Annotated in this window: 17 protein-coding genes and 1 tRNA gene; 13 read left to right on the top strand and 5 right to left on the bottom strand. The window is 64.0% G+C overall.

Annotated elements, in window-relative coordinates:
- Window positions 1-41 precede the first annotated feature (41 nt).
- From LK535_RS14120 to proC, 4 genes are read left to right on the top strand one after another with little or no spacing between them, the layout of a single operon-like run.
- Window positions 42-563, top strand: a complete 522-nt coding sequence (locus LK535_RS14120; protein ID WP_227772568.1) for a TspO/MBR family protein — start codon at window positions 42-44, stop codon at window positions 561-563.
- Window positions 564-588: 25 nt separating this feature from the next.
- Window positions 589-855, top strand: a complete 267-nt coding sequence (locus LK535_RS14115; RefSeq protein ID WP_227772567.1) for an accessory factor UbiK family protein — start codon at window positions 589-591, stop codon at window positions 853-855.
- 46 nt (window positions 856-901) lie between these two features.
- A complete protein-coding gene (locus LK535_RS14110; RefSeq protein ID WP_227772566.1) occupies window positions 902-1,408 on the top strand; it encodes a YbjN domain-containing protein in 507 nt (168 codons plus the stop codon).
- 6 nt (window positions 1,409-1,414) lie between these two features.
- On the top strand, window positions 1,415-2,209 hold the full coding sequence (proC, locus tag LK535_RS14105) for a pyrroline-5-carboxylate reductase (RefSeq protein ID WP_227772565.1): 795 nt from the start codon (window positions 1,415-1,417) through the stop codon (window positions 2,207-2,209).
- 182 nt (window positions 2,210-2,391) lie between these two features.
- Here the strand turns inward: proC and LK535_RS14100 are convergent, their stop codons facing one another.
- On the bottom strand, window positions 2,392-2,898 hold the full coding sequence (locus tag LK535_RS14100; protein ID WP_227772564.1) for a MarR family transcriptional regulator: 507 nt from the start codon (window positions 2,896-2,898) through the stop codon (window positions 2,392-2,394).
- A 63-nt stretch (window positions 2,899-2,961) separates the two neighbouring features.
- On the opposite strand from LK535_RS14100, the gene LK535_RS14095 reads away from it, so the two are divergent.
- The 7 genes from LK535_RS14095 (at window position 2,962) to LK535_RS14065 (ending at window position 8,991) form a co-directional block, all read left to right on the top strand.
- Window positions 2,962-4,053: a branched-chain amino acid aminotransferase gene (locus LK535_RS14095; RefSeq protein WP_227772563.1), complete on the top strand. Its 1,092-nt coding sequence runs from the start codon at window positions 2,962-2,964 to the stop codon at window positions 4,051-4,053.
- A 46-nt stretch (window positions 4,054-4,099) separates the two neighbouring features.
- Window positions 4,100-4,174, top strand: a tRNA-Gln gene (locus LK535_RS14090).
- A 243-nt stretch (window positions 4,175-4,417) separates the two neighbouring features.
- Window positions 4,418-5,356: a LysR family transcriptional regulator gene (locus LK535_RS14085; protein WP_227772562.1), complete on the top strand. Its 939-nt coding sequence runs from the start codon at window positions 4,418-4,420 to the stop codon at window positions 5,354-5,356.
- Window positions 5,357-5,418: 62 nt separating this feature from the next.
- The gene (locus tag LK535_RS14080) at window positions 5,419-5,646 is read left to right on the top strand and encodes a hypothetical protein (RefSeq protein WP_227772561.1); all 228 of its coding nucleotides are present in this window, start codon (window positions 5,419-5,421) and stop codon (window positions 5,644-5,646) included.
- Between the two features lie 71 nt (window positions 5,647-5,717).
- Complete coding sequence (locus tag LK535_RS14075) at window positions 5,718-6,728, top strand: D-cysteine desulfhydrase (protein ID WP_227772560.1); 1,011 nt, start codon at window positions 5,718-5,720, stop codon at window positions 6,726-6,728.
- Window positions 6,728-7,438, top strand: coding sequence for an aspartate/glutamate racemase family protein (locus LK535_RS14070; RefSeq protein WP_227772559.1), 711 nt, complete (start codon window positions 6,728-6,730; stop codon window positions 7,436-7,438). The genes LK535_RS14075 and LK535_RS14070 overlap by 1 nt, the downstream gene beginning before the upstream one ends.
- Window positions 7,439-7,713: 275 nt before the next feature.
- Window positions 7,714-8,991 carry a M20/M25/M40 family metallo-hydrolase gene (locus LK535_RS14065; protein ID WP_227772558.1) on the top strand — a complete coding sequence of 426 codons (1,278 nt, stop codon included), beginning with the start codon at window positions 7,714-7,716 and terminating at the stop codon, window positions 8,989-8,991.
- Window positions 8,992-9,369: 378 nt separating this feature from the next.
- Here the strand turns inward: LK535_RS14065 and LK535_RS14060 are convergent, their stop codons facing one another.
- From LK535_RS14060 to LK535_RS14045, 4 genes are all read right to left on the bottom strand, one after another.
- On the bottom strand, window positions 9,370-10,164 hold the full coding sequence (locus LK535_RS14060; RefSeq protein WP_227772557.1) for an esterase/lipase family protein: 795 nt from the start codon (window positions 10,162-10,164) through the stop codon (window positions 9,370-9,372).
- Window positions 10,165-10,265: 101 nt separating this feature from the next.
- Complete coding sequence (locus tag LK535_RS14055) at window positions 10,266-11,723, bottom strand: efflux transporter outer membrane subunit (RefSeq protein ID WP_415837143.1); 1,458 nt, start codon at window positions 11,721-11,723, stop codon at window positions 10,266-10,268.
- Entirely contained in the window at window positions 11,720-14,899 is a 3,180-nt protein-coding gene (locus LK535_RS14050) for a multidrug efflux RND transporter permease subunit (RefSeq protein WP_415837148.1), read from the bottom strand. The genes LK535_RS14055 and LK535_RS14050 overlap by 4 nt, the downstream gene beginning before the upstream one ends.
- 58 nt (window positions 14,900-14,957) lie before the next feature.
- Window positions 14,958-16,169 carry an efflux RND transporter periplasmic adaptor subunit gene (locus LK535_RS14045; protein WP_227772555.1) on the bottom strand — a complete coding sequence of 404 codons (1,212 nt, stop codon included), beginning with the start codon at window positions 16,167-16,169 and terminating at the stop codon, window positions 14,958-14,960.
- A gap of 374 nt (window positions 16,170-16,543) precedes the next feature.
- Between LK535_RS14045 and LK535_RS14040 the strand changes: the two genes are divergently transcribed.
- Both LK535_RS14040 and LK535_RS14035 read left to right on the top strand, forming a co-directional pair.
- A complete protein-coding gene (locus tag LK535_RS14040; protein ID WP_227772730.1) occupies window positions 16,544-18,652 on the top strand; it encodes an autotransporter assembly complex protein TamA in 2,109 nt (702 codons plus the stop codon).
- Window positions 18,652-22,863, top strand: a complete 4,212-nt coding sequence (locus LK535_RS14035; protein WP_227772554.1) for a translocation/assembly module TamB domain-containing protein — start codon at window positions 18,652-18,654, stop codon at window positions 22,861-22,863. Before LK535_RS14040 ends, LK535_RS14035 begins: the two co-directional genes overlap by 1 nt.
- The last annotated feature ends 20 nt before the right edge of the window (window positions 22,864-22,883 follow it).

The raw sequence follows: 22,883 nt of genomic DNA, 5'->3' as shown, positions 1-22,883 counted from the left end.
GAGGGCTTGTGGGGGGCATCGCGTCGAGGGAGCAGTTGCGGATGTCCTATGCGCGATGGGCACTGCTTTGCGTGCCGCTCATCCTGCTGCTGGGATTCCTGTCGGGCCGCAGTGTGCCGTCGGGCGAGAATAACGCCTGGTATCAGTCGCTTGCCAAACCGGCGCTGACGCCCCCCGACGCCCTGTTCCCGGTTGTGTGGACGGCGCTTTACATCATGCTCGGTTTGGCACTGGCCATGATCCTGAACGCGAGGGGAGCGCTCGGCCGCCGGCTTGCCGTTGGCCTGTTTTCGGTAGCGTTCGGCCTGAGCCTGGCCTGGACTCCGGTGTTTTTCGGCGCACATCGGATTGGATCGGCCTTGTTGGTTCTGATCCTGATGCTCGTTCTGGCAATCGCCACCACGGTCGCTTTTGCGCGCATCCGGCCATGGGCCGGGTGGTTGATGGTGCCCTATCTCGTCTGGATCAGCTTCGCCGGTGTGCTGACATGGCGGATCGGGCAGCTGAACCCTGACGCGCAGGCTCTTGTGCCCGGCGCTCGAACCTCCCAAGTCATCGGTTGATTCTCTACCCGAAAGGCTTGGCTCCATGCAGTCCGAAAACCGGCTGTTCGACGATCTGGTGAAGTTCATGAACGGAGCCGCTGGCACCGTTGCAGGCGTGGGGCGCGAAGCGCAGGCCGGCGCGCGCGAGCGGGCTCGCGAATGGATCGGCGGACTGGATTTCGTCAGCCGCGAGGAATTCGAGGTCGTGAAGGCGATGGCGGTGGCCGCGCGGGACGAGGCGGATGCGCTGCGCGCGCGGCTGGACGCCATCGAGGCACGGCAGCAGGCCGATTCATCCACAATCGGCTAAGCTGCGTGCTTTGCGTCATGACCCCTTCCCGTGCGATAAGGCGGTGATGCTCGACGAAGCCGATAACGAACACGAACCCGAAGCTCCGCTGGACATGCTCGAGAGCTATTTCTCGGCGCATGGCTGGTCCTATGACCGGCATGAAGACGAGATCAGCGCCAGCATGAAAGGCAGCTGGACCGATTATGAGCTGCGCGCGCTCTGGCGTGAGGAAGACGGTGTCCTGCAGTTCCTGACCTTCCCAGACGTGAAGGTTGCGGAGCACGCGCGTCCTGCGATTTACGAGACCATCGGCCTCGTGAACGAGCAGCTCTGGCTGGGGCATTTCGAGCTTTGGTCGTCCAGCGGCATCCTGCTGTATCGGCACGCAACGCTGGTCGATCAGTCCGAAGACGAGGCGACCCTGTCGCTGGAGGCGGCACAGGTGCTGGTCGATACCGCCATCGACGAATGCGAGCGGTTCTACCCGGTGTTCCAGTTCGTGTTGTGGGGCGGCAAGTCCCCCCGCGACGCCATTGCCGCCGCGCTGATCGAAACACAGGGCGAGGCTTAAAGCATCATGACACTGCCGAAGTCGCTCTGGCTCGTCGGAGCCGGGAACATGGGCGGCGCCATGCTGCGCGGCTGGATCGCAGCGGGCCTCTCACCCGCTGCGGTGACGGTGGTCGATCCCGGGGCGCCGACGGTGCCGGAGGGGGTGAACCTCATTCCGGCGCCGGCGGGCCAGGCACCGGAAGTGATTGTCCTCGCCGTAAAGCCGCAAATGCTGGACGCGGTGGCGCCGACACTCGCCGGCGTTCGTCCGGCCTTGCTGCTGTCGATCCTCGCGGGCGTGGAGGAAGCTGCGCTGGAAACGCGGATCACCGCCGAGTCCATCGTTCGTGCCATGCCGAACCTGCCGGTGGCGATTGGGAAGGGCGTAACCGCGCTCCACGCCGCCAAGTCCACGGATCAGGCGCGCGCGATCGCGGAGGCGCTGGTGCTGCCGCTCGGGAAAGTCGAGTGGATTGGCGACGAGGCGATGTTCGACGCGGTGACGGCGCTGTCCGGTTGCGGGCCGGGCTTCGTGTTTCGCTTCATCGACGCTCTTGCCGCCGCCGGAGCTTCGCTGGGCCTGCCGGCCGATCAGGCGGCGCGGCTGGCGCTTGCCACGGTGGAAGGCTCCGCAGCGATGGCTGCGGGGGCAGGGGAGAGCCCAGCGATATTGGCAGATCGGGTCGCGAGCCCGGGCGGCTCCACGCGGGAGGGACTTAACGTCCTTGATCGCGGGGACGCGCTGCAAACGCTGATGAAGGCGACGTTGGCAGCCAGCCGCCAACGGAACGCGGAACTCGCGGCCGCCGCGCGGAACTGAACCGCGGCGGCTTGTCGGGATACTAGACTGCGAACGGATGAAGCGTCCGATCAGTCGCTCTCCCGCTGGCCGCAGCGGGTTGGATCGCCCCCGCACCGCCGCCAAATGCTGCTTGGAACGAGCAAGTCAGAATGTCTGGTGGGCCTGCCGCAGGAACGCCGCGCGCACGTCGGAACGCTGCCTCAGCCGCGTAGCGCTTCGACCCGCGGGCGCTCTTCCTCTGGCACCAGACCTTCAAGCACGGCCCAGAACCCGCTGACGGCGCCCTGGCCGGCCTCCGAATAGGCCGCCGCGAATCGCTCACGCAGCGCGTTGTACAGATCGGCCTCGAATGCCTCGCCTTCCTTGGTGAGGCGAAGAAGCCGCTGCCGGCGGTCTCGCTCGCCCGGACGCGCCTCGACATAGCCGCGGTCGGTCAGCTCGCCCAGCACGCGGCCAAGTGACTGTTTCGTGATGCCGAGCAGCGCCAGTAGATCGGACACCGCCATGTCCGGCTTTCGAGCGATGAAATACAGCGCGCGGTGATGCGCCCGTCCCATCCCCTTGCGGGCCAGGCCACGATCGATCGAGCGCGTGACATGAGTGCTCCCGAAATAGAGCAGCTCGATGCCGCGCCGAATCTCAGGCTCGCGCAGGAAGAGCGGGGATGCGGAGGAGGGTGTGGCAGCCATGTTGACCGGCATTGCCATCCGCCCTACCCGACCGCAACCCTCTCAACGGCGCGTAATGTCGTGCCCTCCAGGAGCTTCCACTTGTCGACTCCCGCTCCCTTCGTTTTCGAGCCAAACCCCGCGCCGGTTCCGGCATCCGAGCGGGTCGGTCGCATCGCGGACCCGGCGTTCGGGCGGGTCTTCACGGATCACATGGCGCTGGTGCGCTGGTCCGAGGAGAAGGGCTGGCATGATGCGAAGATCACGGCGCGCACGACGCTGACGGTCGATCCCGCAACGGCAGTGCTCCATTATGCGCAGGAGATTTTCGAGGGTCTGAAGGCGTATCGTCATGACGACGGCAGCGTTGCGCTGTTCCGTCCCTATGCCAATGCTGCCCGGTTCCGCGATTCGGCCCGTCGCATGGCGATGCCGGAACTGCCCGATGACCTGTTCATCGGTTCGATCGAAGCACTGGTGAAGGCCGATGCCGACTGGTTTCCCTCTGTAGAGGGCGGCTCGCTATACCTTCGCCCGTTCATGATCGCCAGCGAGGTGTTCCTGGGCGTGAAGCCGGCGGGCGAGTATCTCTACATGGTGCTCGCTTCTTCAGCCGGATCCTATTGGAAGGGCGGGGTTCGCCCCGTCTCGCTGTGGGTGAGCCACGATTATTCGCGTGCTGCGCCCGGTGGCACCGGCGCCGCCAAATGCGGCGGCAATTACGCCACCAGCCTGGTGGCTCAGCAGGAAGCGATCCGCCGTGGCTGTGACCAGGTGGTTTTCCTCGATGCGGCCGAGCGCCGCTGGATCGAGGAACTCGGCGGCATGAACATCTTCTTCGTGTTCGAGGACGGATCGATCCGGACGCCGCCACTGACCGGCACGATCCTTCCCGGTATCACCCGCGACTCGATCTTACAGATGGCGCGGGACGCCGGGCTCACCGTGCGGGAGGAGCTGTATTCGATCGAGCAATGGCGTGCCGATGCGGAAAGCGGACGTCTGACGGAAAGCTTTGCGTGTGGCACGGCAGCCGTGGTGACGCCCATCGGGAAGGTGTCGGGCCCTGATTACAGCTTCACCATCGGTACCGGCGGCACGGGGCAGACCACGAAGCGCTTCCTCGATACGCTGACCGGCATTCAACGCGGTCACTTGGCCGATCCGCACAATTGGCTTCACCCGATCCTTTGAGGTGATTGCACTTCGCGCCGGCTCGTTATAGGGCCGCGCGCTCTGCTGGGGCGTCGCCAAGCGGTAAGGCACCGGTTTTTGGTACCGGCATTCGCAGGTTCGAATCCTGCCGCCCCAGCCAGCATTCAGCGGTTATTGCCGTGCGGTACTCTCCGTCACCGGATCGCTTGCGCATTTGCCTGTCCCCCCATCGCCTTAGCGGACACGGACACGGACACGGACACGGACACGGACACGGACACGGACACGGACACGGACACGGACACGTCAGGGCTGGTCTCGCGCGCGGCGTTTCTGTTATCGACCTGTCATAAATAGAACTACGTACGCAGCAGGGACGGAACGCGACAGGTCCGGGGGCGCCATGAATCTCCGTCATATCGAAGTTTTCCACGCCGTTTATTCGGTCGGGTCGATCAGCGGTGCCTCGCGCCTGCTCAACGTTTCGCAGCCCTCGGTCAGCAAGATTGTGAAACACGCCGAGTCCCGACTGGGATTCCCGTTGTTCACGCTGGTTCGGGGGCGGCTGACGCCGACCGAGGAAGCGCACATCCTGTTCCGTGAGGTGGACGATCTGCATAGCCGGATCGACACCTTTCAGCGCGCCGCCCGCAACCTCCGCTCCACGTCGGAGGGGAATATCCGCGTCGGCGTGCTGCCGTCACTAGCGCTGGCAATGGCGCCGCGCGCGATCGCTGCCTTTCGCCGCAAGCTGCCGCGGGTGACGTTCGAGGTGTCCGCGATCCACCATGATGATTTCCGTGAGGCGCTGGTTTCCCGGGACTGTGATTTCGTGATCGGGCACCAGGCGTCCACAGACCCGGACATTGCATCGGCACGGCTGGGCGCTGGGCGGGTAGGGGCACTCTTCGGGGCGGGACTGCTCTGTAGCGAGTTGTCGTCGATCCCGCTGGACCTGCTTCGCGAGCATGAGATCATCGATCTTGCGCCCAGCGTGGCAATTGCGGATCTGGTGTCGCCAATCCTCTCGCGCGCGACCGGCAACTCGCCGGGTATCCAGGTCAAGTCGGTCTATATTGCGGCGGCACTCGCCCGTAGCGGCGCTGGCGTGGCGATCGTGGATGAGTTCACGGCCGAGGCCTTTGTCGGGCCGGACCTTCATTTCCGGCCGGTTGCGCCAGCGGCTGAGTTCGAACTGTCGGTCCAGCATCTCGCCACGCATCCACTGTCGCGGCTCGCGCGCAGCTTCCTTGATCTCATGCGCGAGATGATCCGTACCCGGCCCGCAGACGTGACCCCACACGTCAATTGCCTAAATGCTATGGCTGCCTGCCAACACTGAAGGGTTGTGCCTGGAGGTCGGATGATGTGAGTCTTTCCCGTCTGTCTGGAACGGGGGAGCACATGATCGATCGCGCGTATGTGGCTGGGATCGCCGATGCGTTTCCTGTTGCCAGTGCGGCGCACGCTCGTCCGCTGGCGGCGGATGCGCGCAATCAGGTGCCGCGCAAGGCTGGCCCCAAGAAGTTTGAGGACATTGGCTTCACGCTGACCATGGGCGTGGTCGGCGAGGCCCCCGCCTTTGTCGCCAGTTACCACGCTGGCGCTGCGGCAATGGCGCAACAGCAATAGATCATCGGAACACAGCAGCCTGGAATGACGATCCCGCCCAGAAATTGGACCAAGAGCAGGAGTTTGACACCATGAACCTCGCGAAGTTCGCGCGCCGCCGCTACACGCCGGGCGCCACCGCGATCGAAGCCATGCCGCACCTGACCAAGGCGCTCGGCGGGGCGGAACTGTATATCAAGCGCGACGACCAGCTTGGGCTGACCGGCGGCGGCAACAAGACGCGCAAGCTCGAGTTCCTCGTGGCCGAGGCCCTGGCCCAGGGGGCGGACACGCTGATCACCGTAGGCGCAGTGCAGAGCAATCACTGCCGCCTGACGCTTGCCGCGGCCGTTCGAGAGGGGCTGAAGTGCCGTCTGGTGCTCGAACAGCGTGTTCCCGACAGCTATGACCGGAATGCGTCGGGCAACAACTTCCTCTTCGACCTGCTCGGCGTGGAGGCGGTCACCGTCGTGAAGCTGGGTGACGATCTGCAAGCGGCGATGGAGAAAGTCGCCGCTGAGCTCGAGGCCGAAGGGCGCAAAGGCTACATCATCCCGGGCGGTGGCTCCAATCCGCTGGGAGCGCTTGGCTATGTCGCCTGTGCCGAAGAGATCCTGGCGCAGTCTTTTGCAAGCGGCATCGCCTTTGACCGCATTGTCGTGGCGAGCGGAAGCGCCGGGACCCATTCCGGGATCGTCGCTGGCCTGATCGGCAACAGTGCCGGCATTCCGGTGACCGGTATCAATGTGCGGCGTCCGCGCGCGGAGCAGGAAGGCAATGTCCATAGGCTGGCGGTTGCCGTCGGCGAGCTGGCGGGGGTTGTCCCCGAAATCACGCCCGACGCAATCGAGTGCCGGGACGAGTGGGTCGGGCCGGGCTATTCGCTCCCGACGGCTGAAATGGTCGAAGCGGTGCGCATGTTTGCGTCTCTGGAAGGTGTGCTTCTCGACCCGGTTTATACCGGCAAGGCGGCAGCCGGCCTGATCGCGCTGGTGCGGTCCGGAGAGATCGCAAAGGGCGAGCGGGTATTGTTTGTTCACACGGGCGGATCGCCTGCGCTTTATGCCTATCAACCCGTGCTGACCGGCGCGGTGGCGATCTGATGACGGCCCTGCCGCTGACCATTGGCGTGCTCGGCGGCATGGGGCCGGCGGCCACGATCGACTTCATGGCCAAGGTGTTGCGTCATTCACAGGCAGGCGCCGCGCGCGAGCAGGACAATGTCCGGCTGATCGTGGACAGCAATCCGTCTCTGCCAGATCGCAATGCCGCCGTTGCCCGAACCGGGCCTTCGCCGGCGCCAGGGCTCGCGGCCATGGCGCGCGGCCTTGAGGCGGCGGGCGCACAGGTGCTGGTGATGCCCTGCAACGCGGCCCACGCCTTTGCGGATGCGGTAAAGGATGCCACGCCGCTGCCGTTCCTTCATCTGGTGGAGGAAACGGTGGCCGCGGTGACGCGCGACCATGGACAGGCACGCCGGATCGGCGTGCTGGCCGTGAACGGGGCGGCGGAAGCCCGGCTCTATGAGCGTGCGCTTGAGGCACGCGAGTTGCAGCCCGTCATTCCCGACCAGGCGACCCGCGCTGCGTTCATGGAGGCGGTGTGGCAGATCAAGGCAGGCGATCTCGCACGCGGGCGGGAAGGTGTTCTGGGAGCGGCGATGCGCCTGATCGAGCAAGGGGCAGAGGTGATCATCGCGGGTTGTACCGAAGTGCCGCTGGTGGTCGGACCAAAGGATCTGCCCGTCCCTTTGGTCGACTCAACCGACATTCTGGCCCAGCGGGCGGTCGAATTTGCGCGAGGTGCAGCATAGGTGTGGTGCTTAGGCCGACCTCAAGGCGCTGAACCGATACTGATCGGTGCCGCGGCCGACGGATTATTCCGAGAGCCTTCCATCGCGAGGTCGGCGACCTGGGCACCGGCATGGCGACAGACCTTAGCGCTTTCGTGTCCGTCAACAACCTGATGGGCAAGTGTGGTGGGAGCGGGTCAGTTCGCCAGCCATCAATTGAGATTTCTATGCCTCGACGGGACCGCATACGGCGGGCATCAACGGACGAAATGGTTTTCAGTGAGGGGGCCGCACCGATGAAGAGATTGATGACGCTGGCGCTGCTGGCGGCCACGGCGGCTATGCCGGCAAGCGCGATCGCGCAGAACAGGGATGCCGAGGCGAAGAAGCTGCTCGCCAGCCCGAAATTTGCCGCGGCGAAGGCGAAGCTCGCGGCCGATCACGAGCGGATCGTGGCTGACGTGATCAAGCTGACCGAAATCGCAGCGCCGCCCTTCAAGGAAGCGAACCGCGCGGCAGCCTTTCTGGAGATGCTCCGGGCGGAAGGGCTGACGGATCTCACGACCGACGCGGAGGGCAATGTCTATGGCATGCGCAAGGGTTCGGGTGGCGGGCCGCTGATCGTTATCACTGCGCACCTCGACACCGTCTTTCCAGAAGGCACCAACGTGAAGGTGCGGCGTGAGGGCAATATGCTCTACGCGCCCGGCGTGGGCGACGATACGTCCAGCTTACCAGTCCTGCTTGCCTTCATTCGGGCGATGAACGCGGCCAAGTACACCACGAAGGCCGATATCATCTTCATGGGCAACGTGGGGGAGGAGGGGCCAGGCGACCTGCGCGGCACCCGCCACCTGTTCACGAAAGGCCCGCTGAAGGACCGGATCAACTATTTCATCTCGCTGGAGCCTGGCCGCGCAGGCCGGATCACCAATGCGGGCGTGGGCTCCAGACGGTACAAGGTGACGTTCACCGGGCCTGGCGGCCACTCCATGGGCGACTTCGGCATCGTCAACCCGGCCTATGCGATGGCCAATGCGATGGTGGAGTTCGGCAAGATGAAGGTGCCGAGCGAGCCGCGCACCGTCTACAATATCGGGCTTTTGGAAGGGGGAACGTCCGTCAATTCCATTCCCTTCTCCACGGCAATGACAGTGGACATGCGCTCCGTCGGCAAGGCGGAGCTTGATGCCGAGGAACAGGCGTTCCTCGCGATCCTGCCGCGGGCGGTGGAGGCTGAGAATGCCGCACGCTCAACGGCCAAGGGCAAAGTGGCATTTGAGGCGAAGAAGGTTGGCGACCGGCCGGTCGGCACGACAGCGACCAATGTCGACATCGTCCAAATCGCGACTGCAACGACGAAGGCAGCGGGGTTCACGCCGTCCTATGGCGCTGGATCGACCGACTCCAACATCCCGATGAGCCTTGGCATTCCCGCAGTGACACTTGGTTCCGGCTTTCAGACGCAGCGCGCGCACTCGCTGGAAGAAGCCATGGTGATCGACAAGGAAAAGGACGTGGAGAGCATGGCGGTGAGCCTCGCAACATTGCTGATGCTCTCCGGCGCGAAGTAAGCGAGGAGCAAGGACCGTGCATTGATCCTGGCGGCGATCGGACTGTCGCTCCTGATGATGACGGGAGGCCAAAAGTCCGATCGCGGCCGATCACCGACCCGGCAAACGTCTTCAAGGCAACGCCGCGTCGAAGCATTTCCCAGTCGATTACAACTGTATTGCGAACTGGCTTCAGAACGGTTCCCAGCACAACCGGTGGGCGAGGCTCGCCAGCATCCGCAAGACACCCGCCGCGGCGAAGCAAGCAAGTTCGATTATTTCATCGCCAAGGACATCTACAACGTGGAGAGCCACAGGCGATCCTTCCGCAAATCGCGGCCGCTATGCCCTTCCAGCAGGTCAACTTGGTAGTAAGGCAGGCCGGCGCGGCCAGTGCAGTCAGATGTGGCCGGAGCTGGGATAAGCGACCGCGCGGAACACGCCGCGCCGGTCGAAGGGTTTCCAGCCATCTTCTGGCTGAGCAAGCCGATCTGCAATCGCGTAAAGAACGGCAGGGTTGACGGGCAGGCCGAAATGGCTGCCGAATACTTCGATATTGTCGCTGGTTGCGTAATGCGGTTCGACACAGTTCGCCCAGGGAACAATGCCGTCGTCGCGGCTCCAGATCGCGGTGGATGGTACCGGTAGTGGCGTTTCGCCCTCATGAAGATAGGCGCGGGCGCTATCGCCATCGACCTTTTGGCCGGTCAGGAACTCATACATGCGCCACACGCGCGTGTCTCTGGGCGCTCCAGCAAAGGGGGCGCCGAGCGTGATGACCTGGCGCACGCGTTCAGGCACGCGACGGCAGACGGCACGGGCCATGATCCCGCCAAGGCTCCATCCGATGAGACTTACGCGCCGTTGCTGACGATCGTAGATCGCCTCGACCCGTTGGATCAATCGTTCGCCCTCGTTCCCGATCGAACGAGGGCCGCGATTTCGGCCAAGCGCCCACCCATGTGCATCGTAGCCGAGGCGTCGAAGGTAACTGCGCAGGACATGCGTAGCCCGGTCCGAGGCGTTGAAGCCCGGGATGACAAGTACCGGATGTCCGTCGCCACGAGGCACGCTGGCGAGTGCCGGTGCAGCCCAGGGGAGCATGCCGAACTCGAACAGCGCACGGGGTATCTCCGTCAGTCCCAGGAGCGGCGACGGCCGCTTTCCCGATCGTTTTCCTGGCGAGTCAGCCATCCCGGTTCGCCCTTCGTTGAGCCACAAACACCGGGCAACAACGTGTTGCCAGGTGCGTGGTTCTGCAAGGCCGCCGGGAAACGCGCCTGCGGCGATCAGACCTATGGCTGTTGAGGTGACACAAGCGCGGGCGCGGGCACGGCGCCCGTAGGCGCCACCGCAAGCTGCGAATCTCCGCCCAGAGCGCGATACAGCGTAACGAGATTGGTCGCGCGGATCAGCCGCGTCTGCACCAGCGACTGTTGCGCCGCGTAGAGAGAACGCTGGGCGTCCAAAGAGGAAAGGAACGTATCGATGCCCCCGCGATAGCGCGCCTCAGTCAAGCGTAACGTGTCGGCGGCGGCAGCGGTGAATCGTTCAGTGGCAGCGAGTTCCTCAGTGATCGTGCCGCGGCGGGCCAGTGCATCCGCTACCTCCCGGAACGCGGTTTGAATTGCGCCTTCGTAATTGGCGAGTGCCGCGCGCTGTTGCGCTTCCGTCTGTGCCACGCCGGCGCGCCCGGCTCCGGCACGAAATAGCGGATAGGCGAGATTGCCGCTGGCCGTCTTGGTAAGGGAGTCGCTTTCCAGCAGGGATGAGAGGGCGGTACTCGCGAGGCTGAACAGGCCGGTGAGCGAGATAGTCGGGAACAGCGCTGCCCGCGCGGCACCGATCTCGGCGTTGGCAGCGCGAAGCTCATACTCCGCTTGCACCACGTCCGGGCGCCGCAGCAATATTCGGCTGTCGAGCCCCGCCGGCAATTCCGCTACCGTGGTCGCAGCCTTTTCAATCGGGGGCGGCAGAAGGGCTGGATCGATGGGCGCGCCGACCAGCAGTTGCAGCGCGTTGAGATCCTGCGCCAGAGCCGTGCGCTGGCTGGCGATATTCGCTTCCGCGTTGGCCAGCGTCTGCTCGGCCTGCCGCAGGTCAGTTCTGGGGGCGACACCTCCTTCAACGCGCGCTCGCGTGAGTGCGACGGAGCGCTGCGCCACCGCGGCTGTGTCCTCGGCAAGCTTCAGCAGGCTTTGATCGGCAGCATGGGTGAGCCATGCGCTCGCTATGTCGCCGGTCAAGGTCAGACGAACAGCGCGCGCGGCGGCCTCCTGGCCAAAGTAGCGAGCAAGGGACGCGTCGCTGAGCGAGCGAACGCGGCCGAACAGGTCGATCTCGAAGGCATTGACGCCGAGCGACGTCTGGTAGGTGGTGCCGCGGACCGCGAACGCGCCACCGGCGGCTCCTGCGCCAACCTCCCGGCGAGTGGCGGTGGCGCCGACATCGACTTGCGGGAACAACTCCGCGCGCTGAATGCGGTATTGCGCGCGGGCGGCTTCGATGTTGGCCACGCTGACCCGCAGATCGCGATTGTTCGCCAACGCCTGATCGATCAGGCGCTGCAGTCGAACGTCTTTGAAAATGTCGCGGTAGGTGACGCTGGGCAGAGTCGCTTCGGCCTGGCTCAGGTAAGCGTCGCCGGTCGGCCATGAGGTGGGAACCGGGAGGTCCGGCCGGACATATTTGGGCGCCATGCTGCACCCGGCGAGTGCGCTGCCAAGCAGCAGGGACAGGACTGCACGCATCACGATTGCTCCAGCCGCGGCGTGCCCGTGGGCGGCTCGTTCAGCCCCTCCGGCGGATGGAAGCCGGGCTCCTCGCCGCGCACCTTCGCCATCGCGTCCCGGAAGCCGCGGCGAACCAGCACGAAGAACAGGGGAATGTAGAAAATCGCCAGGACCGTCGCGGTGAACATGCCGCCGATCACTGCGGTGCCAATGGCAATGCGGCTGTTGGCGCCCGCGCCGGTCGAAAGCGCCAGCGGCAGCACGCCGAAGATGAAAGCGAGGCTGGTCATGAGGATCGGACGCAGGCGGATGCGTGCAGCGGTCAGCGCAGCATCGATCACCCGAGCGCCCTTTCTTTCCTCCTGCTCGGCAAATTCAATCATCAGAATGGCGTTCTTCGCCGCCAATCCCATGGTCGTGAGCAGGCCGATCTGCAGGTAGACATCGTTTGTCAGACCCCGCAGCGTCACAAACGCCACTGCACCGATCAGACCCAGCGGAATGACGAGCAGCACCGCGAGCGGGATGGACCAGCTTTCATAGAGCGCCGCGAGGCAAAGAAAGACCACGATGATCGAGAGCCCGTACAGCAGCGGGGCCTGACCCGAGGACAGCCGCTCCTGATACGAGATGCCCGCCCAAGCGACGCTGGTGCCAGGAATCTGGCTGGCCAGTTTCTCGATCCGTGCCATGGCTTCACCCGAGCTTCCGCCGCCCGATGCCTGGCCCTGGAATTCGAAGGATTGAATGCCGTTGAAGCGGGAGACGGTGGTGGGGGCCTGAGACCAGCTGGTCGTGGCGAAGCTGGAGAACGGCGCCATCTGGCCGTTCGAGCCGCGAACGAACCATTGGTATAGCGAGTCCGGATCATCGCGGTACGGCGCGTCACCCTGCACATAGACGCGCTTCACACGACCGCGGTCCACGAAATCATTGACGTACCGGCCGCCCCACGCAGTCGACAGCGTGGTATTGACGTCTGTCTGCGAGATGCCGAGCGCGGCAATTCGCTGGGGATCAGTATTCACGCGAAGAGTGCCGATGTCAGGCAGTTCGCTCAGCCGCACGCCGGTGAGGCCAGGATCCGCATTGGCAAGCGCCAGAAGCTTGTCGCGCGCGGCCGCGAACTCCTGCGTGCTCAGCCCGCCAGTGTTCTGAAGCTCCATCGTGAAGCCTTCGGACTGACCGAGGCCGCGGATGGCAGGCGGGATGAGGGCGAACACCTGAGCATCGCGAAACGCCCGGAATGCACCGGCGGCACGGGCAACGATCGCATCCGCAGTGTTCTCCTTGCCCTTACGTTCGGCCCAATCCGTCAGGGAAATGAAGCCCTGACCCGTATTCTGGCCCGACGCGCCGCCCCCGCCGCCCGAAACGGTCAGCATGGTGCGAATATTCGCCTTCTCATATTGCTGGAAGTAGCGTTCGACCGACTTTTGCACCTCTTCCGTGCGCGCACGCGTGGCGCCGGCCGGCAAACGGAACTGAACGGTGGCACCGCCCTGATCCTCCGTTGGGAGAAAACCAGTGGGCAGCCGCAGGAACAGAACCGCTAGCAGGGCCACCACCAAGAGATAGACACCGAGGAACAGCCACTTGCGATCGACCACGCGAGCGACCCAGCCGACGTACCGCTCCGTTCCGCGTTCGAAGTTGCGGTTGAACCATTCGCTTGCGCGCGTCAGGCGGGATGAGACGCCTGAAAACCGACGCTCGAACCACCCCTTGTCTTGATCGGCGCCCTTGCTGTGTCGTTGTTTCAGCAGCGTAGCCGTGAGCGCCGGGGACAGGATGATGGCCACCGCGACGGACAGCACCATGGCGGAGATGATCGTCAGCGAGAACTGGCGATAGATGACGCCGGTCGATCCCCCGAAGAACGCCATCGGCAGGAATACGGCCGAAAGGACAAGCGCGATGGCGACGAGTGCGACGGTGATTTCGCGCATCGACTCAATCGTCGCCTCGCGCGGCGTCATGTCAGGATTCTCTTCGAGGAGGCGTTCGACGTTCTCCACGACCACGATCGCGTCGTCCACCAGCAATCCGATGGCGAGCACCAGGCCAAACAGCGTCAGCGTGTTGATCGAGAACCCCGCCAGATAGAAGATCGCGAACGTTCCCAAGAGCACCACGGGAACGGCGATCGTCGGGATGAGCGTCGCCCGCCAGCTCTGAAGAAAGACGAACATCACGATCACGACGAGAATGACCGCTTCGATTAGGGTCTTCACGACCTCCTCGATCGACAGCTTGATGAAGTCAGTCGAGTCATTCGCATAGGCAACGCGGATGTTCGGCGGGTAGGTTTTCGCGATGCGCGCGATTTCCGCCTTCACCAACTCGGCGGTCTCCAGCGCGTCGGCGCCAGGCGCGAGCAGGATGGCAATGCCAGCACCCGGGTGACCGTTGATGCGGCTGCTCGCGTTGTAATTCTCCGAGCCGAGTTCCACTCTGGCCACATCACCAACCCGAACCGTGCCGCCGGACGGTAGGGTCTTCAGGATGATGTCCCGGAACTGCTGCGGCGTTTGAAGGCGGGACTGGGCCGTCACCGTCGCGTTCAGCATCTGCTCGGAAGGCATCGGTTGTCCGCCGATTTCACCGGCGGCGACTTCGGTGTTCTGCGTCTGGATTGCAGAGACAACGTCGCCTGGCATCAGCTGATAGCTGGCAAGGCGTGCCGGATCGAGCCAGATGCGCATCGCATATTGTGAGCCGAAGACGTTCGTATCGCCCACGCCCTGAACACGGCCCAGGGGATCCTGCAATGTCGAGGTCATCAGATCCGAGACGTCGCGGTTCGTCATCTGATCGCTGCTGTCATAGACGCCAGCGATCATCAGAAAGTCCGGATTGGACTTCCGCACCACCACCCCCTGCTGCTGCACTTGTGCCGGCAGCCGGGTGATCGCCTGTTGAACCTGATTTTGAACCTGGACCTGCGCGATGTCGGGGTCAGTGCCCTTCTCGAAGGTGGCTGTGATCGAGACCGAGCCGCGCGAGGTGGAAGAGGAGGAGAAATACAGCAGTCCGTCGATACCGGTCAGCTGCTGTTCAAGGATCTGAGTGACAGAGTTTTCAATCGTCTGCGCGTTCGCGCCCGGATAGTTGGCGCGGATCGAAACTTGAGGCGGCGCAACGTCAGGATATTGCGCGATGGGCAAGCCCAGGATCGCGCCGGCGCCGGCCATCATGACGATGATGGCAAGCACCCAGGCGAAGATCGGTCGATCAATGAAAACGCGCGACACGTTAGCCCGCCTTGCCTTTGGCCTTTTGCTGCTGTTCCAGCTGCTCGGGCGAGGGAGGCTTTGGCTGCTGGGGGGCCGATGCGGGCACCGGACGGATGATCGCATCCGGGCTGAGGTTCGCGGTTCCCTGGGTGATCACTTTATCGCCGGCCCGCAGACCACCGGTGACGACCCAGTTCGCGCCCTCCGCGCGGACGGTCTGGATCGTGCGCTGTACAGCCTTGTTGTTCGGACCAACAATCCACACGGTCGCGTCACCCTTAGGGTCGCGTGACACCGCAGTCTGGGGCACGAGGAACGCGTTCGTTTCGATCGCCTGAGCGAAGACCGCGCGCACGAACATGCCGGGCAGCAGCAAGCCGTTGGGATTGGGGAAGCGGGCGCGCAGGGTCACTGTGCCGGTCTGTTGATCGACCACGACCTCGCTGAACTCCACCGTGCCGGTGGCGCCATAGTCGCTGCCGTCCTCCAACTTCAGACGCACAGTTGCACTCGCCGGCAGAACGCCGCCCGATGCCATGCGGCGGCGGAGCTGAAGCAGGGATGCAGCGGATTGCTGAATGTCCACGTAGATCGGATCGAGCTGCTGGATCGTGGTGAGCGGATCCGCCTGGCTTGAGGTCACAAGCGCACCGACCGTGAACAGCGACCGGCCGATCCGACCCGTGATTGGGGCAGGAACGGTGGTAAAGCGAAGGTTGATCCTGGCAGTTTCCAGCTGCGCGCGGTTTTGCGCGATGCTGGCCTCGGCCTGCCGCTGCGTTGCGAGCGCGTCGGTATAGTCCTGCTTGCTCACGGCCTCGATCGCGGCGAGCGGGCGGAAGCGGTCTGCCCGAACGCGTGCCGCCTCCGCCGTAGCGCGCGCGCTTGCGACGTTGGCAGTCGCTTCGTTCACAGCAGCACGGTAAAGGCTGGGATCGATCTGATAAAGCGGTTGTCCGCGGCGAACGATCGAACCTTCCTCGAAGAAGCGTTTCTGAATGACTCCGCTTACCTGCGGGCGAACCTCGGAGCTTTGATAGGCAAAGGTACGAGCAGCCAGTTCGGTGACGAGCGGCACGCTGGTTTGTTGTACAACCACATAGCCGACCTGTGCCGGGCCACCGCGGCCCCCCCCGGGGCCTCTTTCTTCACCCTTCTCGGGCTGGCCGCCGCACGCCGCCAGAGCCAACGCGCCGCACAACACAAGCCCGCGCGCGTTCATGAGCGACATCAATCCTGTTTGCTTAGCAATTCGTAGATCAACCCCGAGGCGCCGGGGCGCACGAACTGTCACGCGATGCATTATAACGTGATCTCCGCAACGTGCGATGAGGACAAGGCGGGCGGCGGTCGCCGTGCCTGTTGCGAAGGCGGGTAATCACTTTTCTGGCGGGTTGCCACCCTCAACATGTCGCAACATGTCGCAGCGGTGCAGGTTCCTGAACGAGGAAACTTATCTTCCAAGAAGGCGTTGGACGGAACGGGGACGTATCGAAAGATCGGGCGGCCCCGAGTGGAAAAGGGGCAATCGTGAGTTTCAATTCGGGGTGTCACCGCTGGCTGGCCTTCGCGCTTATAGCGGCCTCGTCCGGGGCGGGCGCGCAGATGGCGAAGCCGGGCACTGCGCCAGCGCGAGGGCCCGATGCTCCTCGCGAAGAAGTGACTCAGGCTCCCGCCGCAGATCCTGACGCGGGTTCAGCCATCGTGCCGGATGCCGCCTTTGATGCGGCTCTGCCAAGCTTGTCGAATGACATCAACGCTCCGCTGGAGCCGCTGCCGCCCATTGGTGATGCGCGCGCGCCCGCTCCGGTCGTGCCCCCGGGGACGATGCCGCCGGCAACTGCCGCTGATCCCGAACTTGACCAGCCATTACAGCCGCTGGCGAACACGAATACGGTTCCGCTTCAATCCGCCGCTGACGTTGCCGAAAATGACCGGCCCCAGATCCGATATGAGCTGGCCGTGCGTGGTCTGAAAGAAATCGGGCTCGAGGATGAATTCAAATCCCTCTCAGCGCTTGAAGATGGAGACGGAAAGGCGACCAACGCCACGCAGGTGAATGCGCGGGCAAAGGAGGATGAGCAACTCGCCATCCGCCTGATGAAGTCGCTGGGGTATTACGACGGTGTCGCCAGTTCTACCATCGAGACGGTCGGGACGGAGCCAGGCCGGCTTCGCGCCGTATTAACGGCCACCCCTGGTCGGCTGTACAAGCTCGGCGCGATCAACGTCGTGGCTGGGCCAACGGTGCCGCCGAACCTGGTGCGCGAGCAGCTTCCGCTCAGAACAGGCGATCCGCTAGAGGCCGCGCGCGTTCAGGGGGCAGAGGCGAACGTGGCGCTTGTGCTTCCTCAGCGCGGCTACCCCTTCGTGGATGTCGGCGACAGGGACATTCTCCTCGACGAACAGACGGTTACCGGCGATTATACATTGCCGGTGGAAACAGGTCCGCGTTCATCCTTTGGCGTACTCCGCACCGAAGGCGACGCGGTATTCGACCTCGATCACCTGAGCATATTCCCCAGGTTCAAGCGGGGGGATCTGTACGACACGCGCAAGCGTGACGATCTGCGCGAAGCGCTGGTAGCCACCGGACTGTTCGATACCATAGGGGTGGAGCCGGTTCGTACCGGTCAGCCAGGCCCGGACGGAACGGAGCAAGTCGATCTCCTGGTACGTCAAACCAAGGGGCCGTGGCGTAGCCTGGCGGGTAGCGCCGGTTACGGTACCGGCGAGGGCATCAAGGTGGAGGGGAGTTGGACGCACCGGAACCTCTTCCCGCCCGAAGGTGCGCTAATCCTCACAGCCATAGGCGGTACCCAGCAGCAGGGTGCCTCCGCGACGTTTCGACGGCAGAATGCGGGAAAGCGCGATCGGACCTTCTCGGCTGGCGTTTCGGCCAATCACGCCGATTATGATGCGTTTGATGCGTTCACCGGCACTGCCTTCGTGCGCTGGGCCTATGATTCCACCCCGATCTGGCAGAAGCGCTTCACCTATGCGTTCGGCGCGGAATTGACCGGCACGAACGAAAGCGTCTTCGACTTCGGCCGCAACGAACGTGTGCGGCGCACCTACGGTATTGCAGCAATACCTGCCCAGGCAGTGTGGGACACGTCGGACGATCTGTTGAATCCCACGCGTGGCTATCGTTTGAAGTTGAACGTCAGTCCCGAGACGTCGGTGCAGGGCTCCGTTCGGCCTTACGCGCGGACGATGGTGGAGGGTACGTTCTACTATCCCGTCAGCGATAAGTTGGTGATCGCCGGTCGGGCGCGTGCCGGATCCATCCTGGGTGTGGATCGCGATGATATCGCTCCGTCTCGCCGCTATTACGGTGGCGGCGGCGGATCCGTGCGCGGCTACGGCTTTCAGCGTCTCGGACCGTTCGAGCCCGTTTCCTCTCTCGTTCCTGATGAAGACGGCAAGATCGACATCGGTGACTTGCGCCCAGTCGGCGGCCGCAGCTTGAACGAGTTTGCGCTGGAAGCTCGCTATCGTTTCGGAAACTTCGGCATCGTGCCCTTCATCGACGCGGGCAATGCCTATGAGAGTACCTTCCCGAAGGCGTCCGATCTTCGTTTCGGTGCCGGCATCGGCGGGCGCTTCTACACCAACTTCGGGCCCATGCGTGTCGACGTGGCGACGCCCTTAAACCCGCGTGAGGGCGATGGCAGAGTCGCGCTCTACGTTTCGATCGGACAGGCGTTCTAATGGCCGAAGAAACCGCCTCCGTGCAGACGGTGATCGTGCATCGGCCCTTGTGGCAGCGGATCCTGAAATGGCTGGGCATTGCCGTTCTGGCGCTGTTGCTGCTGCTGCTCGCAGTGGTCTTCGGCATCAATACCGATCCCGGGCGACGCTTCGTTGCAGACCAACTGGGCAATTACACCACCGCCGGCGGCCTGAACATCAAGGTCGGGCGGGTTGATGGCTCGCTTTATGGCCGAATGGTACTGACGGATGTTCGCGTCAGTGACCCGAAGGGCGTGTTCATTTCGTCGCCACGCCTTGATGTCGACTGGCGGCCATTCGCGTTCATCAATAATCATGTGGATGTGAAGAGCCTGCAAAGCGAGCTCATCACCATGGCCCGCAACCCGGAGTTGATTGCGCAACCGAGTGATCCGAACGCCCCGCTCTTGCCGGATCTCGATATCGATATCGATCGCTTGCGCGTTGCGCGCTTTGTCATGGAACCGCCGGTTGCGGGCCGGCGCCATGTCGGCCGGATCGAAGGCTCGGCTCACATCGCGGACAGGCGGGCGCAGCTTGCCGTCAACGCCGCCGCGCTGCGTGGCCCAGGCGTGGCTGGCGGCGACACCCTTCGCCTGCGCCTCGACGCCGTGCCGGAGGACAACAAGCTTGATCTCGACGCGCGGCTGTTTGCGCCTGCTGGCGGTGTGGTAGCGTCACTCGCCGGAACCAAGGCGCCGCTGACGGCCACGATCGGCGGCAGGGGCAGCTGGGCTTCCTGGCAGGGCAAAGCCGTCGCGAGCCTAGGCGGCGGACAGCTCGCGAACCTTGGCGTCATGGCCCGGAATGGCCATATCGAGGTGCGCGGCTTCACCCGGCCGGGGCTGTATCTCGAAGGGCCTGTGGAGCGGCTTACTGCCCCGCAGTTGAAGGTGGCGATCGACACCACGCTGCAGGAGCGGCGTGCCGATACCCGCATCAAGCTGCAATCCGATGCGCTTGCTGTCGATGCAGGCGGATTGATCGATCTCGCCAACAGCCAGTTCGGGAACTTCGCCGTTGACGCCAAGCTGCTGACGCCAGGAGCGATCGCGCCCAACTTGCGGGGCCGCGATGTCCTGGCCCGGGTGGTGCTGAACGGCGCTTTCGGAACGCCGACGGTGGACTACAAGGTTCGGGCCACGACATTGGGGTTCGGCGAGACCACCGTCGAGAATGTTTATGCTGAAGGGTTGGCGCGTGTTGATGCCGATCGAATTCTTGTCCCGGTAAAGGCACGGGCGCGGCGCATCACGGGTCTTAACCCTGCGCTTGGCGGGCTGACCACGAATGCGCGCATCGAGGGCGATATTGCCATCGATATGCCGACGATCCTGTCCGACAATTTGCGCATTCGCTCCGACACGATCGACGCGACGGCGATTGTCGCCGCCAATATGGAGACTGGTCGCTATACTGGTGCCATCAAGGGCCGGGTTAACAACTTTCGCGTAGACGGTGTCGGCATCATCAATCTGAACACCGACGCAGAACTTGTGGCGAAGCCAAATGGCGGCTTCGGGATCATTGGCCGCGTCGGTATCCAGACACGCCAGATTTTCAACGACGGGGTGCGTACCTTCCTCGGGGGCAACGCCGTTGCAGTCGCGAATCTCGGGTACGACACGGATGGGCTGGTCACCTTCCGCAACGTCCGGGTCACGGCACCGTCATTCAAGATAACGCGTGGCAACGGGCGATATGACCTGAACACGGGGGCCGTGCTCCTCGAAGCGGACGCATATTCCTCCCAGTACGGACCTCTGTTCGCACGCGTCACGGGGAGCGCGGCCGCTCCTGTCGTCAACCTTCGGGCGCCGCGACCGGGCCTGGGCGTAGGCTTGGCGAACCTTGACGCACGCATCGTGGGACGGGGCGGCGCCTATGCCGTAACGGCGACCGGCGGGACGAGCTACGGGCCGTTCAATGCCAACGTGCTCGTTAGCCCGGGCGCGCAACTTGCAATCGATATCCGTCGCGTGGTCTTTGCGGGCGTAAACTTCTCGGGTCGGGTTGTACAAACGGCGGCCGGGCCGTTCGCCGGAAGGGTGCAGTTCGCCGGTTCTGGCCTGTCCGGCGCAGCACGCCTGGGGGCACAGGGCCGTTACCAGCGGGCGGACGTGGATGCCCGGGCCTACGCCGCCCAGATCCCCGGCGACGTCGACTTTGTAATCGGCCGGGCGATCGTGAAGGCCAGCGTTGTTCTTTACGACAACCCGCAAGTCATTGCCGATGCGCAGGTGGCCGACCTTCGCTACGGGCCGACCGTGATCCAGGCCGGTCGCATGAAGGTGAATTATGCGGGCGGTCGCGGAACCGCTCAAGCATTGCTCACCGGCTCCAATAGCGTGCCGTTCCGTCTGGCAGCCAATGCCCGGCTGTCGCCGGACGAGTACCTGGTGGCGCTGCAGGGGCAGGCCAACAACATCAACTTCCGCACCGGCAATCCTGCGCGTATCAGCGCCACCGGCGGTACCTACCGGTTGGCTCCGACGCAGGTGATCTTCGATCAGGGGCGTTTGCGGATCGCGGGTAGCTATGGCGCTGGCCTGTCCGCGCAGATGCGCCTCGACAGCCTGGACCTGTCGATCGCCAACGCCCTTGTTCCGAACCTCGGCCTTGGCGGCAGAGCAACGGGCAGCCTTGATTTCGTGCAGAGCAGTCCCAGCGCGTTCCCGCAGGCGGACGCCCGCATGACGATCAATGGGTTCACACGGTCCAGTCTGGCCAGCGTTTCGCAGCCGGTCGATGTCGTAGTGGCTGGGCGGCTGGTGCAGAATGGCGGTGAGCTACGCGCATTGGTGAAGCGCGGGGTGACCACCGTCGGACGGGCGCAAGCTTTTCTGCGCCCCGCGGGTACCGGCGGCTCCTGGGCGTCGCGCCTGATGGCGGCGCCGCTGAGCGGCGGCATTCGCTACAATGGTCCTTCTGGCGTACTCTTCAGCCTTGCCGGGCTGGCAGAGCAGCAGTTGAGCGGTCCTGTTGTGGTCGCGGCGGATTTCACGGGGCGGGTTTCGGCTCCACAGCTGAATGGCGTCATCCGCGCCGACAGCCTGACGTATGACAATGAGACGTACGGCACACGCCTGTCGAACATGGCGGTGCGGGCGCGGTTCACGGCGGATCGATTGCAGCTTGACAGTCTGACCGCGAAGGCGGGCGATGGCTCGGTTCGGGCTCAGGGCTTCGTCAGCCTTGCAGCAGACCAAGGCTATCCCATGCAGATCGACGCTCGGCTCAACGACGCTCAACTGGCGCGTTCGGACGCGGTTGGCGCGACGGCAAGTGGAACAGTTTCTGTCACGAACGGGCGGGGTGGTGGCCTGATCAAGGCGAACCTGACCATCCCCGAGGCGCGATACGAGATCATTCGCCAGGGTGCGGCCGAAGTGCCTGAATTGACCGGTGTGCGCCGCAAGAGCGACATCAGACCCGCCAGGATCACCGACCGCCCTCCACCTGCATCGCCGCCGGGATTGTTCCGCCTCGATATGCGGGTGCGCGCCGATAACCGGTTGTTCGTTTCCGGCATGGGTCTGGAGAGTGAATGGGAAGCCGATATGCGGATCGGCGGCACCTCGGCCGCGCCGACGATCGCCGGCGGGCTGGATCTCGTGCGAGGCACATACTCCTTTGCCGGCAAGCGGTTTGAGGTGGAGCGCGGCCGTATTCGCTTCCGGGGCGGCGAGATGACGGACCCCGACCTCGATATTCGTGCAACCACCGAAAACGACGGGGTGACGTTCGTCATCAACATCACTGGCACGGGTCAGCGTCCGCAAATTGCGTTTACGTCTAATCCCGCCCTTCCGCAGGATGAGGTGTTGAGCCGGCTGCTCTTCGGCACGAACCCGGAAAACCTGTCCGCAACCGAAGCTATCCAGTTGGCAGCGGCATTGAACTCGCTGCGGGGCTCGGGCGGCGGACTAAATCCGCTAGGTAAGCTGCGGTCCGCAACCGGCTTTGATCGTCTGAGGGTGCTTGGCGCAGACGAGGCGAGCGGCCGTGGTACTGCGCTCGCGGCCGGCAAGTATCTGACGGACGACATCTATATCGAGATCGTCACAGACGCTCGCGGCTTCACCGCGACGCAGCTGACGATCGCGCTCACCCGGTCGCTCAGTGTGTTGACCCAGGCAGGATCATTTGGCGGATCGAACGCGCAGCTACGCTATTCCAAGGATTACTGAGGAGAAAGGTAGGAGCACCG

It is taken from the genome of Sphingomonas sp. IC4-52 (genome assembly GCF_020707225.1).
GTDB lineage: Bacteria > Pseudomonadota > Alphaproteobacteria > Sphingomonadales > Sphingomonadaceae > Sphingomonas.
The sequence above is the reverse complement of the archived record's forward strand: the minus strand, read 5'-3'. Positions and strand labels throughout refer to the sequence as shown.

Coding starts and splice junctions, on each gene's coding strand:
- LK535_RS14070 (WP_227772559.1), top strand. CDS start 6,728: ATGACGGCCCTGCCGCTGACCATTGGCGTGCTCGGCGGCATGGGGCCG.
- LK535_RS14120 (WP_227772568.1), top strand. CDS start 42: ATGTCCTATGCGCGATGGGCACTGCTTTGCGTGCCGCTCATCCTGCTG.
- LK535_RS14050 (WP_415837148.1), bottom strand. CDS start 14,899: ATGATGGCCGGCGCCGGCGCGATCCTGGGCTTGCCCATCGCGCAATAT.
- proC (WP_227772565.1), top strand. CDS start 1,415: ATGACACTGCCGAAGTCGCTCTGGCTCGTCGGAGCCGGGAACATGGGC.
- LK535_RS14115 (WP_227772567.1), top strand. CDS start 589: ATGCAGTCCGAAAACCGGCTGTTCGACGATCTGGTGAAGTTCATGAAC.
- LK535_RS14110 (WP_227772566.1), top strand. CDS start 902: ATGCTCGACGAAGCCGATAACGAACACGAACCCGAAGCTCCGCTGGAC.
- LK535_RS14065 (WP_227772558.1), top strand. CDS start 7,714: ATGAAGAGATTGATGACGCTGGCGCTGCTGGCGGCCACGGCGGCTATG.
- LK535_RS14035 (WP_227772554.1), top strand. CDS start 18,652: ATGGCCGAAGAAACCGCCTCCGTGCAGACGGTGATCGTGCATCGGCCC.
- LK535_RS14100 (WP_227772564.1), bottom strand. CDS start 2,898: ATGGCAATGCCGGTCAACATGGCTGCCACACCCTCCTCCGCATCCCCG.
- LK535_RS14085 (WP_227772562.1), top strand. CDS start 4,418: ATGAATCTCCGTCATATCGAAGTTTTCCACGCCGTTTATTCGGTCGGG.
- LK535_RS14080 (WP_227772561.1), top strand. CDS start 5,419: ATGATCGATCGCGCGTATGTGGCTGGGATCGCCGATGCGTTTCCTGTT.
- LK535_RS14040 (WP_227772730.1), top strand. CDS start 16,544: ATGGCGAAGCCGGGCACTGCGCCAGCGCGAGGGCCCGATGCTCCTCGC.
- LK535_RS14060 (WP_227772557.1), bottom strand. CDS start 10,164: ATGGCTGACTCGCCAGGAAAACGATCGGGAAAGCGGCCGTCGCCGCTC.
- LK535_RS14075 (WP_227772560.1), top strand. CDS start 5,718: ATGAACCTCGCGAAGTTCGCGCGCCGCCGCTACACGCCGGGCGCCACC.
- LK535_RS14045 (WP_227772555.1), bottom strand. CDS start 16,169: ATGTCGCTCATGAACGCGCGCGGGCTTGTGTTGTGCGGCGCGTTGGCT.